This window comes from Gilliamella sp. wkB72 (assembly GCF_001693745.1).
GTDB lineage: Bacteria > Pseudomonadota > Gammaproteobacteria > Enterobacterales > Orbaceae > Gilliamella > Gilliamella apicola_E.
Genome location: NZ_LZEI01000027.1, coordinates 70,029 through 87,579, shown reverse-complemented (window position 1 = coordinate 87,579; position 17,551 = coordinate 70,029). Strand labels below are relative to the sequence as shown.

The window sequence follows — 17,551 nt, the reverse complement described above, 5'->3', positions numbered from 1 at the left end:
TATAGTAGTGATTTCAGTAGATCTAAGCTCTTGAGTTGATGAACAACATCAAGGGAGCGGATAGGTTCATAAAGAACAATTAATGATGGATAGCTGTTAAATTCTACACCATTTAATTGTTTATTAAATAATACGTTAATTATTGTATATAAACCACTTCGTTTGCTAGCATGGTTAATACCTGTTTATATGATTGTTAGTGTAAATTATCATCTGGCGTAATGAATAAAGTTGAAATCCATTTATCCAACTTTTTTGGGGTAATCCAAGTTGGACATGATAATCAGCATGAGTAGGTACTCAAAATGGTGAAACATAAGATTGAGGGTCTCAAGGTTTACTTCAAGATACAATATATTAAATATCAAAACCACTGGCGCGTTGCAAATCTAAGTAAATCTGTTTTTCTTCACCTTGTAATATAAGCTCAGCACCAATGGCTTTTAAATCAGTTTGTATTGCTTGAGACAAGGTTTTATTAATCGCATTTTTAATAATAAAATTAAGTGTAATTTGTAGTCTTTGTCCGTTTTTTTCGCTATAAAGAGTATGAAGCATTTTATATAGTATGAATTAATAAAAATTTTCATAGTTATTATGCCTATTACTCTTTTTCTGCTCTAATCATAAACATTGGGGTAGAATGATAATTGATCTGCTCAATTTTATCCCAAACATTTTTTGATATATCAGTATCAATAAAGACTTTTTTATAACCAATTGACAGTAAGGTATTAACATCCCATTGCGGTCTAATCTCTTGGCTTAATGGTAGTAATCTTGCAATGCGTTCCATCTCTTCGGTATCTGTTTGTACATAATGATCGTCTATATCTTGATTAGCCGTATTACGTCTGTCTCGTTTATATTGAAAATAGCGGTATTTATCAAACAAAAATAGATACCAGTTCGCATCAAAATTAAGTAATCGACCTCCTGAATTTAATACCCGATACCACTCTTGATAAGCTAATGTAGGGTTATTTAAGTTCCATGTGACATTCCGTAATACAATTAAATCAAAACTATTATCCTCGAATGGCAAGCATTGTACATCAGATAACACAAAATTAACCTCCACGCCATATTGTGTGGCGTTGTTTTGTGCTTGAACTAACATAGCTTCAGTCACATCAACTGCCGTTACATTATGATCGGCTAACGCTAGTATGATAGCCAAAAAACCAGGACCGGTTCCTACATCTAAAATGCGTAATTTTTCTTTTTTAGGGGCATGAGTTAAAATTAAATTTTGCCAAATAGTTCTTTTTTGTGTTGCCAGTTCTTCTTGATTAGTTTGACTATATCCTAGGGCTCGATTGGTCCAATAAATGATAAGATCTTTTACAATGTCCTCATCGCTATTGTTATATGGTTGTAACACTCGCTTTTCTCGCTTCTATATATTGTTTTTAATTATTTTTTTGTAAATTTTGATTGCTGCACAAGCAGCACCATATCCATTATCGATATTCATTGTCATAATTCCTCCGGTACAACTTGATAAACAAGCGTTAAGAGCAACATGACCTCCTGCGGCAACACCATAACCAATAGAGGTAGGAACGGCAATAATAGGGGTATCAATTAAACCAGCTAAAACAGTAGGTAAAGCTGCTTCCATACCTGCAATAGCAATAATTATATTGTAGGTTTGTAATTGGGGTAATTGTTGTTGCAGGCGCCATAATCCCGCAACACCAATATCTTGAAATAGATCGACTTTTATTCCGTGATAATTTAACGTCAGTTTTGTTTCTTCACAAATTGGGGCATCAGATGAGCCGGCAGAAACAATGGCAATATGGGTTGATTCCTCTTCAATTAATGGTTTTGGTGAACCAAATACAGCACATTGACAATTTTCATGATAATTGATTTTTGCTTGCCAATTGGGTTTTAAACGCTGATATTTTTGACTCGTTAAACGAGTAAACAGTAATGATTGTTGATTTTGCTTAGCAAGTGATAATATCGTTTCGAGTTGTTCAACTGTTTTATACTGGCAAAATACAGCTTCTGAGATGCCACATCGTTGAGGACGCTCAAAGTCCATGATAATATCCGGTGTTTTCATTTTTTATTGCTTCCTTTAATAATTATTAGATATTTTTTACCCCGATAAAAGCACTACCTTTTTTATAGGTTGAAATTTGAACATTATGAGAGATAGCTAGAGGTTCTATAATCAGTTTTATTTTGTTAACCAGTGAATCTTTTTGATGATCGGATAACTGATTAAAAAGGAGGGGTTCTAGCTCAAGTTCAACTTTATCATTACGTATTCTAAAACGAACAAGATCCGTTTTTAGTTCTGAACGAACAAAGTTTTCAACGTGATCGACCGCTTGTAGATAATCCGGGTAGATTTTAATCCCTGTCTCAATTCGGCTTGATAGGCAAGGGGATGCTGGAATATCTTTTAAATCATTGAGTTGTAGATGCTCAACCATCTTACGTATCATTATTTTATCAATCTTGAGTTCAACATAAGGTTGTCTTACATTTTGTTCTTTCGCAGCAATTAAACCCGGTCGATAATCGCCTAAATCATCTTGATTGGTTCCAGTGATTAGCACTCCATGATGTAACTTTTTAAGACGATCAAACAAACAACTTTTACAGTAATAACATCGATTCACCGGATTGTTTTGGTAAGATTCATTATCTAGCTCCCCTGCTTTTATAAATTCGATATGCCAACGATATTTTTGTGCATAATTTCTAACTCGTTTAGCATCTAATGTTGGAACCGAAAGCGAAGTTGAATGTGCAATAAGTGCATTTTGTCCCAATGTATTGTGAGCAATATAAGCAAGTAACATACTATCTATACCACCACTGGTCGCAATGGTACATTTTTTTATTTTTTTAAACCATGATGTAAGAATTAAAATAGTTTCTTCAATATCTTGATTAGTCATGATTTGATATCCTTCTCATTCGGCTTTTCATGATGACTTAATTGCTTGGTATAGGTATTTAGCGCAGATTGTTCAAATTTATATTTTATATTTTGACGCTCGGCATAGGATGTTTCTAGTAATTGAATACAGTCAGACTCTAATTTTGCAGTGAAGTTGTGATTGGGTCGGGCAGCAATTTTAATCGGCCAGGATTGTTGATCTGCATTTATCGTGATTTGTTCTCTTGGTAGTTTAGAACGCTTAACTTGCCAATACCTTACACCTAGAGTTGTTGTTTCAGTAAATAGTTGAAGACATATATCAGTTAATTTATCTGGCTGGCACAGTATTTCTATTCTGCTCATCCAACGTCCTTTTTTGCCTTTTATTTGTTGACTGACTAAATCAAGCACCCCCGATGATAATCTTAATTTATCTTCAGATATTGCCAGGCTTTCAGCGGTCATATCATCAATATCACACTGAATAATATAGACACTATCATGTTCTAAATTTGTTTGGGGGTTAGTGGTAAAAACGTTTGCCCGCATTATATTAGGTTTTTGTTTAAAAGACCGATTACCACAACCATAACCACTTTTAATGAACGTACCATTTATAGGGCCAGGACAATGTTGCATAATCCAAGCTAGAATAGCAGCCCCAGTTGGTGTAATTCGTTCACCGATTTCATCATCATAAGTCCACTGAAAATTGGTGAGTATCTTTAAAGTTGCTGGCGCGGGTACAGGTAAAGTGCCATGTGAGCACTTTATTGTGCCTTGCCCCCAAGGTAGGGCAGAGCAAGACCAACTCGATACGTTGCTCTGAGTGATCAGAAATGCCGCTGCAATAATATCGATAATAGCATCATCCGCGCCGACTTCATGTAATCCTATATTTTCTAGTGTAATGCCGTGTACTTCGCTTTCAGCTTTAGCCAAAATGGTATAAATTGCTTTAGTGCATTGGTAAATCTTATCATTATCTTTAATTTGATCTAATTTTGTTAAAATCTCTTGCCAGCTATAATGTTCATGCTGATCGTTCATTAATAATCTATTTTTTATTATTGAGTGAGATTGATCGTTTAATGGCTTCAAAATGAGATGTTGGGTATCCTCGATTGCTTGTTGATTTTTCAAGATAATAAATTGTTTACCCAAGATCTCTTTTTGTCGTGTAGCCTTTATTTCGAGTTGATATTTTTTAAAAATAGCTAATGAAGATAAAAATGTACGTAATGGGGTTTCCAGTTCAGGAAATGCATCTAGCATTGCTGAACAGAACATATCTCCAGCTATACCGCCCACTATGTCTAGATGAATATGCATTATGTAACCTTTCAGATTTTTCTAAAATACAATGTACTTAACATTAATTCTAAATACATTGTATTAGTTATACTAGTTACTTCGATCGTATATTAATTAATTTATTGATTATTTTACTAATAGTTTCTACTCACTTGTACCCACATTTTTCGGTAAAATGAAAATCAGGATTGAACCAATTACCACAACTAGACCGATTGACAATAAACCAGCTGCAGGAGTACCTACAACATTTTCAGAGTGTTGTCTTAAAATAGGGGCTCCAAAACTAAACAGTGCACCAAACATATTGACAAATCCAATACCAGCAGCTAACGCGTTACCCGTTAAAATTGATGAAGGCATGATCCAGAAAATAGGTTGGCAGGCAAAATAAGCCGTACCGGCAATGCATAAGGCAATAATGGCTGGTATAGGGCCAACGTAAGCAGATAAACCTAATGCAACTCCGCCTACTAATAATGTGACTGCACAGGTATTACGTCTCTCTTGAACTCTATCTGAGTATCGAGGTATAAAAAATGTCCCTAATAATGCACATAACCATGGTAGTGAAGTGACGAGAGAAGTCATAAAGTTAACTTTACTTGACATAATACTGGCCACTTGGCTTGGTAAAAAGAAGATAAGTCCATATACACCACATTGAATACAACCATAAATAATAGCAAAGTGCCATATTCTTGGGTTTTTCAATGCATCCATAAGTTTAGCTGACGCTGCTTTTTTATTGTTCTCTTCTGATAGCATTTGATTAGCTAGTAAGGTTTTTTCTTCTTTAGAGAGGAATCTAGCGGTTGCAGGAGTGTCATCTAAATAGAAGAATGTCCAAATACCTGCAATAAATGCTAATGCACCTTCAATTACAAACATCCAAAACCATCCCGGATGACCAAGGAAACCATGTAATTCTAAAAGAGCACCAGAAAGCGGTGAACCAAATGCCATTGCCAAAGGCGCTCCCATATAAAACAATCCCATTACTGCTGCACGATTGGCTTGCGGGAACCATTGTGATGTTAAATAGATCATACCAGGAAAGAAACCAGCCTCGGTGATACCTAATAAAATACGAATGGTTAAGAATTTCGCTTCACTGTCGGCAAATCCCATACCAGCAGATAAAAGCCCCCAAGCTAAGGTTGTTGCACCGATCCAGTATCTGGCGCCAAACTTTTTTAAACATAAATTAGCTGGTGCACCTAAAAATGCGTATACTACGAAGAATAATCCAGCACCTAAAGCATAAGCTTCATTGCTTAAACCAATGTCAATTTGATAACTCTCTTTGGCGAAGCCGATATTTGAACGATCCAAAAATGCTAAGACGTAAAGTATTAACATAAAAGGAATTAAGCGAAGTTTTGTCTTTTTTATTACCGACAATAATGTAATATTACTCATAAGGGGACTCCCTAGCCTCGTTATATAGACTATATTAATTTTGTTATAATTTGATTGTTAAGCTGTTAGAAATTACATATCTATAAGTTAATTCCTATATCAGTTACATTGTTATTTTCATCAAATGCAATATATTCAGGCTCACTTAAAATCTCGATTTGTGCATTTGCTTTTGCATCTTCAAGCATATTTTCTGAGATATATAATTCATCGATATGTAAAGTGTTGGCAATCCTGATAATACGTGCTTCTTTTCGTCCATCTAAAATAATGCAGGTTTTAACAGCAGCTTGTATGGCTTGCTTATCATTAGCTAGTATTACCGGAACGTAACCGTCCTGGCTTAAGCGTGATGTAAGTACATTTGGGTATGTTTCAGGAAAATCGACTTTATCAAGTAAACGTTTTGTAGAGAAATCAGCAAATCCCATACCGGTTGCATTGCCGCCGCTTTTTTCATGAAGATCGAGTACCACTATTCTATCTGGGCGTATTGAGGCAATGGGTTGCATAAATGGTGTACAGGCTCTGCCTGTAACATGGCAATCCATACCTCCACCAGAGTAAATTTTACCCATTAAATCAACAATACAGATATCAACGTTATCAAACATTACTTTAGGAAAGTAAGTTTTTGATTTTGCCAGTAAGGCTTTTTCGCGTTCTTCAAGTTTATTAGCGGGGATAGCTTCAATGTCAACGACCTGATCAAAGGCATTTTCAATAGTGCCAATACCAAACAGGAAAGGAGTATTAGCGACTTTAATTCTTGCCATATTGACGATATTTTGCGCCATACAGCCAAAACCATAAGTGTGGCAGGAATCAGCACCTTTTTGTTTCGCAAATCCAATAGATAGCATTTTGATAATGCCACTTTCAATAGGTGCAGTAAATGCGTTGTGAGCTTTGATTCGGTTGATACAAATAATGCCATCAGCTTGCATCGCATTTTTATCCATTAATACTTCTAACCCGTTAGGTAGCTCTCCTACTTTTACTGTTTCCATCGAGGAACGTATTTCACAACCAAGAAACTCTTCTGTCATGCCTAATTTTTCTAAAACATGGATTTGTCCTTCAGCAGTGGCTCCTCCATGACTTCCCATTGCTGGTACACCATAAGGTTTAGCCCCTAAGGCTTTTAATTCATTAATTACAGCTCTTGCAATTAAGTCTATTTTAGCAACACCACGGCTACCTAAACCCACTGCAATCACCATATCTTTTTTTATTGTATTTTTTATTTCTGGTTTAGAAAATTCAATGTGAATTTTTTCATCAATATCCTGAATTTCAGCAGGCGATTCGAAGCGCTGTCTGATCCTTACCATTCTTGGTAGTTTTATATCATTGAGTAGTTCATCAACAAATGACATAGTTTTCTCCTAACTTGGAATATCATTAAAATTTAAAGCAATACATTACATAAAAGCGCCCATTTGCCATGGCACAAATTCCAAACTTCCATAACCAAATTTTTCACTTTTACTTTTTTCCCCTGATGCAAATTCAAGGAGCATTGAATATAGGCGTTCTCCTGCCTGAGCAATTGATTCATTTCCTTCGATAATATCTCCGCAATTCATATCCATATCTTCCTGTTGTCTGTTCCATAAGAAATTATTTGAAGCGACTTTTAGGGTGGGTGTTGGAGATGAACCTAGTGCTGAGCCTCGTCCAGTTGTAAAACAAAGAATATTAGCTCCACCTGCAATTTGGCCCGTTACAGCCATAGGATCAAATCCGGGCGTGTCCATAAACACTAATCCTTTACTTGTGACAGGTTCTGCATATTCATAAACAGCGACTAAATTTGATGTTCCTCCTTTTGTGATTGCTCCAAGTGATTTTTCTAAAATTGTGGTCAAACCACCGGCTTTATTTCCTACAGAAGGATTATTGTTAATTTCACTTTTATTTTGTTTACAATGCTCTTCCCACCATTTGATTCGTTGAATCAGTTTTTCACCAACTTGTTGAGATACGGCTCGTCGGGTGAGTAGATGCTCTGCGCCGTATATTTCGGGAGTTTCAGATAAAATAGCCGTTCCACCTTGTTGAATAATTTTATCTGCTACATAACCCAAAGTAGGGTTGGCTGATATACCCGAATAACCATCAGAACCACCACACTCTAAAGCGAGGATAAGTTCTGATACAGGGGTTTCTTTGCGTTGAACTTGATTGGCTATAGGTAACATTTCCTCAATAATTGATATAATTTTATCAATTGTTTTTTTGGAACCGCCTGTTTCTTGGATAGTTAGTGTGTGTAAATTTTCATTTTCAGTTAAATGAGCAAAATTCATCATATCTTTTATTTGTGATGATTCGCATCCGAGGCCAACAATAATCATACCTGCAAAATTAGGATGTGTTGCGTAACCTGATAAAGTTCTTCTCATATTCGTCATGGAAGGTCCGTCTTGTCCAATACCGCAACCAAAACTTTGAGGTAAAGCGATGACACCATCAACATTGGGGTAATTGACTAGTCCAACTTTGTTATAGTAAATTTCAACTGCCTTAGCTACAGTTGCACTACAATTTACTGACGACATTACCCCAATATAATTACGGGTAGCGATTTTGCCATTTTTTCTTCTGATACCTAAAAAAGTATCAATTTTATCTGCAGGGGGGAGTGTATGTACGTCTTTACCAAACGCATAGTCTTTATCAAAATTACCTACGCCAACGTTGTGAACATGGACATGTTCGCCTTTTAGAATCGGTTTTGTTGCAAATCCAAAGGTTTGTCCATAACGTTTGATTTGTGCTCCTTGTTCAATATTGCGAATAGCAATTTTATGACCTTCGGGTATGTTATTTAATACTACAAGCTCATTGGATAAACACGTTCCTTTGCTAATAGGAATTCTGGCTATAACAACGTCATCTTTCTCATTTAATTTAATTATAGGACTTATATTGCTCATTCATTACTTCTCTTTAATATGCACTGCTAATAGAGGTAAGATTATTCATATTTACATAATTGCACCCGGTTGCCATGGGACAAATTCAAGTGATCCATATCCAAATTTTTCACTTTTTGTTTTCTCACCAGAAGCGACAGCTAGTATCTTTTCAAAAATACGTTTACCTGCTTGCTCCAATGTTTCTTGTCCTTCGGCTACATCACCACAATTAATATCCATATCTTCTTCTTGGCGCCGCCATAAAAAATTATTAGAAGCAATTTTTATACACGGTGTTGGTTTTGAACCATAGGCTGACCCCCTCCCTGTGGTAAAACACATAATGTTTGCACCACCAGCAATTTGACCTGTACATGCAAATGCGTCATATCCTGGAGTGTCCATAAATACTAAACCTTTTGCGGTTACTGGTTCTGCATATTCATATACATCCATAAGATTTGTACTTCCTGCTTTACAAATAGCACCAAGCGATTTTTCAAGAATAGTTGTAAGTCCACCTTCTTTATTGCCTGCGGATGGATTGTTATTTAATTCTGCGTGGCATCTTTTGGCATAATCCTCCCACCATAAAATTCGATTAATAAGTTTTTCACCTACTTCTTTCGAGTCTGCCCGGCGAGTAAGGATATATTCAGCACCATAAATTTCAGGAGTTTCGGCGAGTATTGCTGTTCCACCTTGTTGTACAAGTAAATCAACAGCTACGCCAAGGGCTGGATTAGCAGAAATACCTGAGTAACTATCAGAACCACCACATTCAAGGGCTAAGACTAATTCCGATGCAGGTACCTCCTCTCTGGTGTATTGGTTTGCTTCATTTAACATGCTTTCAATAATAGAAATTCCTTTATCGAAAGTTTTTTGTGATCCACCAGTTTCTTGAATAGTCATATGTTGTAACATAGGACCTTCATTCAATTCTTTTACTTGGATAAGATCTTTGATTTGATTAGATTCACATCCAAGCCCAATTATTAAAATGCCAGCGAAATTTGGATGATTTGCATAACCACTCATTGTGCGTTGCATAATCTTCATCAAATCACCTTTCATATCCATGGCACAGCCAAAACTTTGTGGAAGCGCTACGATGCCATCTATATTTGGATAATCGTCTAATCCTTTTGCTTTAAAGTGATCTTCAAGGCGGCGTGCAACTGTTGCACTGCAGTTAACCGATGTCAATATGCCGATATAGTTACGAGTTGCTACTTTTCCATTTTTACGCTTATAGCCCATGAAAGTCCTTTTTTCACTGGCTTTTGGGGTTTCATTCTTATCTGCACAAAAGTCATATTCATGTCCATAATCACCCATTTTTAGATTATGTAAATGTATGTGTTCTCCTGCTTGGATATTGCAAATTGCATAACCTATAATTTGATTATAGCGTTTGATTGGTTGATTTTTTTCAATATTGTGTAGTGCTATTTTATGGCCTTCTTTAATATCAGCTAATACTGAAATATTTTTTTCTTGAATTACATACCCTTTGGTTACCGGAAAACGAGCTATGGCAACATCATCATTAGGATGAAGTATAATTACTTTAGATACTTCGCTCATAATTTGCTCCTAAAACTAATTAATAATAAATTCTTATAAAATTTTTGAATCAGATAATAATTTTTTAAGTATTTTCTTTTTATCGGAAGTTAATGGCATTACTGGAGCTAAAACTTCAGTTGATATATTCACACCTGTTAGTTTGATTGCTTGTTTAATCACACCAAAGAAAGGGGTTTCAATGGCATAGATAGGCATCAATTTTGCTAATTGACGTTGTAATTTAAATGCTGTTTCATAATCTTTTTGTATGAACGCTTTATAAATTCCCTTAGTAATTTTAGGTGCAAAATTAAACGTTGCCGGAATACCACCATGACCACCTAAAATCAGCGTGTCTAGCATATATTCGTCAAAACCACTAAAGATGATAAAATCGGGTCGGAAAGAATGGACTTTGTTGATCACTTCTCGTGTATGGCTAATGTTATCAATAGTATCTTTTAGCCCGATGATATTTGGCAGATCCTTTGCCAACCGGGTAATTACATCAATACCAATGTCTTGACCAGTTAGTGCAGGAAAATTGTAAAGTAGGATCGGTATACTAATATTTTCAGCGACAGTTTTATAATGGTGATAAATTGCATCACTATTCAATAAGGCATAGTAAGGATTCACAACTAAAACAGCGTCCGCACCTATTTGAGCAGCATGTTGACCATATTCAATCGTTTCTTTGGTACTTGGGCTTGATATTCCAATCATAACGGGAATACGTTTATTGATATGCCTCACCGCAAATTCAGCGACTTCGAGCCTTAGTTTAGGTGGCATATGACAAAACTCACCACCGCTACCTAAAATCAAAACGCCATCCGCTTCATTTTTAATAAGATGATCTAATAGGTTGGCCATTCCTTTTTTATCTAGTTTTCCTTGTTTATTTACGATTGTCGGAACGGGAGGGAATATCCCTTTAAATTTTTCTATATTCATCTCTTCTCCTTGTTCACTGAGTAGAACATAATTTCTTTGTTGTGAACAAATTATTGGTGAAAAAATTTCGAATTGCAATCAATTAATACAAAAGAAAATTAATTTTGTGATCATTCTCTCATTGTAAAGATTATTTTTTTTGGAAGTTTATTTTTTCCGTATAATGAAATTAAGTTCTTTTCTGGGAATTTTTTAAAGTGTTATTAATTTAAGAGGTAAATATGATTTATTACATTCCACCCGTTAATTTATTAGGTAAAGGTTGCCTGTCTGAGTTAGGCGTACCAGTGAAAAAATTAAATTGCAAAAAAGCATTCGTTGTTAGTGATAAGTTTTTAATTGGTAATGGCACTGTAGATAGAGTGGTTGATATCTTAAAAAAAGAGGGTATTGAATCAGTTATTTTTTATGATGTGAAACCAAATCCAACGGTTGCCAATGTTGAAAATGCATTAAAATTATGTCAAGAATCAGAGTGTGATTTTATTGTATCAATCGGTGGAGGTTCACCTCAAGATTGTGGTAAAGCCGTTGCTGTTTTGGCCACCAACGGTGGCAAAATTACCGATTATGAAGGGATGCATAAAAGTAAACAAAAATGTTTACCTATTGTGGCAATAGCAACCACTGCAGGTACTTCTGCTGAAGTTACCATTAATTATGTTATTACCGATGAAAGTAGACATGTAAAAATGATTATGGTCGATCCCAATACGCTGGCATCAATAACCGTTAGCGATCCTGATTTAATGATTTCCAAACCTGCCAATTTAACCGCTGCAACAGGTATGGATGCGTTAACTCATGCAATTGAAGCGGTAGTTGCTAAAGGTGCGATGGATGTTACTGATTCAACCGCATTATATGCCATAGCTCAAACTTTTAAATATTTAGCCAGAGCAGTTAAAAACGGTAATGACATTCAAGCCAGAGAACAGATGAGTTATGCCTGCTTTTTAAATGGTATCGCTTTTAGTAATGCTGGGCTAGGTAATGTGCATGCTATGGCACATCAATTAGGTGGGCTTTATGATTTACCTCATGGTGTTTGTAATGCGATGCTATTATCGGTAGTCGAGAAAGAAAATGCTAAACATGCACCACAAAAATTTAGAGTGATTGCTGAAACAATCGGGTTTGATACAAAAGATAGAAGTGATCAAGAATGTGTTGATTATGTGATAAAAAGAATTGAAGATTTAGCGCAAGAAGTCGGTATTCCTAAATCATTAAAGGAATTGGGGGTTAATAATCCTGATTTTGAATTATTGGCGGAAAATTCAATGAAAGATGCCTGTGCTGGCGCCAATCCCGTATTTTTTGATAAACAAAAACTTATTGAGCTATTTAAACAGATCGCTTAATAAATTATTGAATAAAATAGTTAAAATAATATTGAATTATAATTATTCAATATTATTTTAAAACTTATTGGTTAACTGTTGGCAGGCTTTACGGACTAGCTCTGAGTATTTTTCGATTTTCTCTACCGGTAGCTGAAAAAGAACGCCGGAAATACTTATAGCCGCAATTGGTTCATGATTTTTATTAAATATCGGTGCTGCGATACAATGTACGCCTTTTACATCTTCCTGATTATCGTAAGCCCAACCTTGCGACCGGATTTTAGCTAGCTCTTTTTTTAACTGTTTTTTGCTGGTTATAGTGGTATCGGTATATTTGGGCAATTTGTCTTCGGGTATCAGTTGATCGATTTTCTCATCAGGTAACCAAGCTATTAATGCTTTACCAATACCAGAACTATGTAATGGTAATTTTTTGCCAATCCAAGTACGAATACCAATAGCTTGGTCATTTTCAATTTTTGCAATATAGACAGAGTAAAGCCCATCAAGAACACCTAGATGACAGGTTAAGTTGGTCTGATCTCTTAATTTAGTCATCAATGGTTCTGCGATTTTTGTGATATCGAACTGTTCTAACGATTTGTCTCCCCATTCATGCAATTTTAGTCCAAGATAAAACTTATTTTGATCTTGACGTAAAATACCATGCATAACTAACGCATTAAGCAGTGTCGAAGTACTACTTTTAGGTAAATTAAGGTCTTGAAATATTTGACTAAAAGTTGCACCTTTATTTCCATCTAAATAATCACAAATGCGAACAATTTTATCCAAGGCTGGTACTAGAGTCTGAATATTTGGCATGAAATATCCTAATATAATAATGTAAGAAATTTATTTAGTTTATTGGTTCTAATTTATTAAAAAATCATTTTTTGAACGGTTATGTGTATCAAATATCTTATTTTTTACATTATATTCAAGTTATTTGATTTGGAAAAGAAAATAACTTCTATTATTTTTCTATCAACTCGATTTGAAAGGATAAATCCTTATCTTGCATCATGTTATCCATAGTTATATCATGGTTAATAGTGCTATATTAATTAAGGAATAAGTTATGTTAAAGTCAATAGATCCAACTACTACATCCGCTTGGAAGTCCCTTCAAGTTAGTTATCAGAAGCATTGCGATAAGACGATTGCTCAAATTCTAAAAGATGAACCTAAACGAGTTGAAAAGTTAAGTATTCCTTTTGAAGATGAGTTCTTGGTTGATCTGTCTAAAAACCGCATTACTGAGGAGACCTTAAAGCAACTTTATCAGCTCGCTGACGAGTGTGATTTAAGCGGGGCTATTAATGCCATGTACAGTGGTGAAAAAATTAATCGGACCGAAAACCGAGCCGTTTTACATATTGCGCTTCGCAATGTATCAAATTCACCAATTTATGTTGATGGTAAAAATGTTATGGATGACGTCAATGCTGTGCTGGCGAAGATGGAATCCTTTAGTAAAAAAATTATTAGTGGTGAATGGAAAGGCTATACTGGTAAAGCGATTACTGATGTAGTTAATATCGGAATTGGAGGTTCAGATTTAGGACCAGTGATGATTACCGAAGCATTACGCCCTTATAAAAACCATCTAACTATGCACTTTGTTTCTAATGTCGATGGTACTCACATTGTTGAAGCTTTAAAAGGTTTAAATCCAGAAACAACGCTATTTTTAGTTGCATCGAAAACCTTTACAACTCAAGAAACTATGACTAATGCACAAACCGCTCGTCAATGGTTACTTGATGCTGCAAAAGATGATAAAGCTGTTGCGCTTCACTTTGTAGCTTTATCAACCAATGCCAAAGAAGTAGAAAAATTTGGTATTGATACTGCCAATATGTTTGAATTTTGGGATTGGGTTGGTGGTCGTTATTCTTCTTGGTCTGCAATCGGCTTATCAATTGTACTTTCAATTGGTTTTGAAAACTTTAAACAGTTTTTAGCTGGTGGACATGCGATGGATAAACATTTCCAAAGCACACCAATTGAAAAAAATATCCCAACATTACTTGCTTTAATTGGGATTTGGTACAATAACTTCTATGGTGCGGAAACCGAGGCAATTCTACCTTATGATCAATATATGCATCGCTTTGCAGCTTATTTTCAGCAAGGGAATATGGAATCAAATGGTAAAAGTGTTGATCGTAATGGCAACAAGACTACTTATACTACAGGTCCTATAATTTGGGGTGAACCAGGGACAAATGGTCAACATGCGTTTTATCAATTAATTCACCAAGGTACTAAACTTATTCCTTGTGATTTTATTGCACCGGCAATTAGTCATAATCCAGTTGGCGATCATCATCCTAAATTGCTTTCTAACTTTTTTGCTCAAACAGAAGCTTTAGCTTTTGGTAAGACTGCCCAACAAGTAGAACAAGAATTTCTTGCCGCTGGTAAAAAGCTTGATGAAGTTAAATCTATTGTTCCATTTAAAGTTTTTGAAGGCAATAAACCGACTAACTCTATTTTAGTGAAAAAAATCACACCGTACACTTTAGGCGCATTAGTGGCGATGTATGAGCACAAAATCTTCACGCAAGGCGTTATTTTAAATATCTTTAGCTTCGATCAGTGGGGGGTTGAATTGGGTAAACAGTTAGCTGGTCGCATTTTACCTGAACTTGCTGATGATAAACCAGTCAGCTCGCATGATGAATCAACCAACAGCTTGATTAATCAATACAAAAAATGGCGTTAAACGAATTATTTGAACTCTATGTTTGATTATTCTCAATAAAAAACCTTCAGTGAAAACTGAAGGTTTTTTTATGGGTAGTAACGTTGTGCGATGTTATTTTTTAACACGCATAATTGGTGTTTTACCTGCCTCAACTGAGCCGGATAACTTAGTTAATTCAACAACAGTTTCCATATTAGAGATCACAACTGGTGTTAACACTGATTTGGCTTTACTTTCAAGTAAAGGCAGATCGATTTCGATGATAGTATCTCCAATTTTAACTTGTTGTCCTTCTTCGGCAACTCGTGTAAAACCTTCACCTTTTAATTCCACCGTATCTATACCGAAATGAACAAAAAGTTCGATACCTTCATCTGATTCAATAGCAAATGCATGATTGGTTTCAAAAATTTTACCAATTTTACCATTTAATGGTGCTACAATTTTATTACCAGAAGGTTTTATAGCAACACCATCACCAACGATTTTTTCTGCAAAAACTACATCTGGCACATCTTCGATCTTAACGATTTCACCACTAAGAGGTGCAATAATTTCGATGCTGTTTTTGTTATCATCAGATACAAATTGCTTTATTTTATCGAATAAACCCATCATTGCCTCCTAACAAATTTGCTTTTCAGCAGTATATTTTTCAATTAAATCGGTTATTTCTTTAGCTGTTGCTTTTTCAAGAACAGTATCAGCAAATTTCTTCGCTTCTTCATAATTAGTATTACGAATTAATTTTTTGATTTTAGGAATTGATACCGCACTCATACTGAACTCATCAAGCCCCATACCTAGTAATAAAATTGTTGCTCTTTCATCACCAGCAAGCTCTCCACACATTCCTGTCCATTTTCCTTCTTTGTGAGAAGCATCAATTACATTTTTAATCAATGTTAATACTGATGGTGAAAGTGGATTATAAAGATGTGAAATAAGCTCATTACCACGGTCAACAGCAAGTGTATATTGGGTTAAATCGTTAGTTCCAATACTAAAGAAATCAACTTCTTTAGCTAAATGTCTAGCAATAACCGCTGCAGCTGGTGTTTCGATCATCACACCAATTTCAATGCTTTTATCGAATGCTTTACCTTCAGATGTTAATTGTTCTTTAAGGATATTAATTTCAGATTTTAGAATACGAATTTCTTCTACCGAAATAATCATTGGGAACATAATACGCAATTTACCAAATGCAGAAGCACGTAAGATAGCTCGTAACTGCGCATGTAGTATTTCTTTACGATCTAAACAGATACGAATTGCACGCCAACCTAAGAATGGATTTTCTTCTTTTGGTAAATGCATATATGGTACATCTTTGTCACCACCGATATCCATTGTACGAACAATAACTGATAGGCCATTAGTTGATTCAGCAACTTCTTTATATGCTTTGAATTGTTCATCTTCATTAGGATAAGCTTCACGATCCATGAATAAGAATTCTGTACGATAAAGCCCAACACCTTCATAACCATTACGATCTGCACCAGCAATATCACGAACAGTACCAATATTTGCACAAATTTCAACTTGATGACCATCAAGTGTAACAGCCGGCAGATCTTTTAATTTTGCTAACTCTTCTTTATCAGCAAGATATTTTGTTTGTACTTGTTTTAGTTTTTCTTGAGTTGCATGATTTGGATTAATGTAGATAGCATTGTTGATTGCATCTAAAATAACAAAATCACCTTGTTTGATTTCTTGTGTTGCATTAGATGTACCCACGATTGCTGGAATTTCTAATGAACGGGCCATGATTGATGTATGTGAAGTGCGCCCTCCCGCATCAGTGATGAAACCTAACACCATATCTAAATTTAATTGAGCAGTTTCAGACGGTGTTAAATCAGTCGCAACTAAAATACAAGGTTGGCTAATAGCACTTAGATCAACAATTTCGATGCCTAAAATATTTTTTAGCAGTCGTTTACCAATATCACGGATATCGGCAGCACGTTCTTTTAGATATTCATCATCTAGATTTTCTAACTCTTTTGCTTGGGTTTCAAATACAGATTGGACAGCTGCGTCAGCACTTGAGTGTTTACTTTTGATGCGTGAAATAACTTCTTGTTCAAGATCTTCATCTTCAAGAAGCATGATATGACCTTCAAAAATAGCAGCTTTATCCTCACCTAAAGTGGTTTTAGCTCGTTCCATGATCGCATGTAATTGTTCGCTTGATTTTTCACGTGCTTCTTTAAAACGATCAATTTCAGCGTCAATTTTGTTATCAAGAATTTGCCTATTATTTATAACAATAGGTTCTTCTTTTAATAATAGCGCTTTTGCAAAAGCGATACCTGGGGAAACAAGTATACCTGATACCATAACATTTAATCCTTATCTAATATTAAAACCGTTCAACGCTAAC

At 35.3% G+C, this 17,551-nt stretch carries 15 protein-coding genes; 2 read left to right on the top strand and 13 right to left on the bottom strand.

The features are described from left to right. Positions 1–357 precede the first annotated feature (357 nt). The 10 genes from A9G07_RS11545 to A9G07_RS11500 all read right to left on the bottom strand — a co-directional run bounded on the left by A9G07_RS11545 (position 358) and on the right by A9G07_RS11500 (position 11,097). Positions 358–558 carry a hypothetical protein gene (locus A9G07_RS11545; RefSeq protein WP_065735238.1) on the bottom strand — a complete coding sequence of 67 codons (201 nt, stop codon included), beginning with the start codon at positions 556–558 and terminating at the stop codon, positions 358–360. Between the two features lie 46 nt (positions 559–604). Then, on the bottom strand, positions 605–1,384 hold the full coding sequence (locus tag A9G07_RS11540) for a class I SAM-dependent methyltransferase (protein WP_065735237.1): 780 nt from the start codon (positions 1,382–1,384) through the stop codon (positions 605–607). 15 nt (positions 1,385–1,399) lie between these two features. Next, complete coding sequence (gene larB, locus A9G07_RS11535; RefSeq protein WP_065735236.1) at positions 1,400–2,077, bottom strand: nickel pincer cofactor biosynthesis protein LarB; 678 nt, start codon at positions 2,075–2,077, stop codon at positions 1,400–1,402. 25 nt (positions 2,078–2,102) lie between these two features. Then, positions 2,103–2,924, bottom strand: coding sequence for a hypothetical protein (locus A9G07_RS11530; RefSeq protein WP_081303431.1), 822 nt, complete (start codon positions 2,922–2,924; stop codon positions 2,103–2,105). Continuing rightward, positions 2,921–4,240, bottom strand: a complete 1,320-nt coding sequence (locus tag A9G07_RS11525) for a LarC family nickel insertion protein (protein ID WP_065735235.1) — start codon at positions 4,238–4,240, stop codon at positions 2,921–2,923. The genes A9G07_RS11530 and A9G07_RS11525 overlap by 4 nt, the downstream gene beginning before the upstream one ends. A gap of 126 nt (positions 4,241–4,366) precedes the next feature. Beyond that, positions 4,367–5,644 (bottom strand): MFS transporter, encoded by a 1,278-nt coding sequence (locus tag A9G07_RS11520; RefSeq protein ID WP_065735234.1) that lies wholly within the window; start codon positions 5,642–5,644, stop codon positions 4,367–4,369. Positions 5,645–5,724: 80 nt separating this feature from the next. Next, positions 5,725–7,023, bottom strand: a complete 1,299-nt coding sequence (locus A9G07_RS11515) for a lactate racemase domain-containing protein (RefSeq protein ID WP_065735233.1) — start codon at positions 7,021–7,023, stop codon at positions 5,725–5,727. A gap of 45 nt (positions 7,024–7,068) precedes the next feature. Further along, positions 7,069–8,586, bottom strand: a complete 1,518-nt coding sequence (locus A9G07_RS11510) for a UxaA family hydrolase (RefSeq protein ID WP_176713979.1) — start codon at positions 8,584–8,586, stop codon at positions 7,069–7,071. A 51-nt stretch (positions 8,587–8,637) separates the two neighbouring features. Continuing rightward, positions 8,638–10,158 carry a UxaA family hydrolase gene (locus A9G07_RS11505; RefSeq protein ID WP_065735232.1) on the bottom strand — a complete coding sequence of 507 codons (1,521 nt, stop codon included), beginning with the start codon at positions 10,156–10,158 and terminating at the stop codon, positions 8,638–8,640. Between the two features lie 33 nt (positions 10,159–10,191). Further along, complete coding sequence (locus tag A9G07_RS11500) at positions 10,192–11,097, bottom strand: dihydrodipicolinate synthase family protein (protein ID WP_065735231.1); 906 nt, start codon at positions 11,095–11,097, stop codon at positions 10,192–10,194. Between the two features lie 221 nt (positions 11,098–11,318). Here A9G07_RS11500 and A9G07_RS11495 point away from each other — a divergent pair, with 221 nt between their 5' ends. Beyond that, the gene (locus A9G07_RS11495; RefSeq protein ID WP_065735230.1) at positions 11,319–12,461 is read left to right on the top strand and encodes an iron-containing alcohol dehydrogenase; all 1,143 of its coding nucleotides are present in this window, start codon (positions 11,319–11,321) and stop codon (positions 12,459–12,461) included. 57 nt (positions 12,462–12,518) lie between these two features. Here A9G07_RS11495 and A9G07_RS11490 read toward each other — a convergent pair whose 3' ends face one another. Further along, positions 12,519–13,268: an IclR family transcriptional regulator gene (locus tag A9G07_RS11490; protein ID WP_065735229.1), complete on the bottom strand. Its 750-nt coding sequence runs from the start codon at positions 13,266–13,268 to the stop codon at positions 12,519–12,521. Positions 13,269–13,524: 256 nt separating this feature from the next. Here A9G07_RS11490 and pgi point away from each other — a divergent pair, with 256 nt between their 5' ends. Further along, positions 13,525–15,174, top strand: a complete 1,650-nt coding sequence (gene pgi, locus A9G07_RS11485; RefSeq protein ID WP_065735228.1) for a glucose-6-phosphate isomerase — start codon at positions 13,525–13,527, stop codon at positions 15,172–15,174. Positions 15,175–15,267: 93 nt separating this feature from the next. On the opposite strand, the gene crr is transcribed toward pgi, so the two are convergent. Both crr and ptsI read right to left on the bottom strand, forming a co-directional pair. Continuing rightward, complete coding sequence (crr, locus tag A9G07_RS11480) at positions 15,268–15,771, bottom strand: PTS glucose transporter subunit IIA (RefSeq protein ID WP_065561785.1); 504 nt, start codon at positions 15,769–15,771, stop codon at positions 15,268–15,270. Positions 15,772–15,780: 9 nt separating this feature from the next. Beyond that, positions 15,781–17,508: a phosphoenolpyruvate-protein phosphotransferase PtsI gene (gene ptsI, locus A9G07_RS11475; protein ID WP_065735227.1), complete on the bottom strand. Its 1,728-nt coding sequence runs from the start codon at positions 17,506–17,508 to the stop codon at positions 15,781–15,783. Positions 17,509–17,551 lie beyond the last annotated feature (43 nt).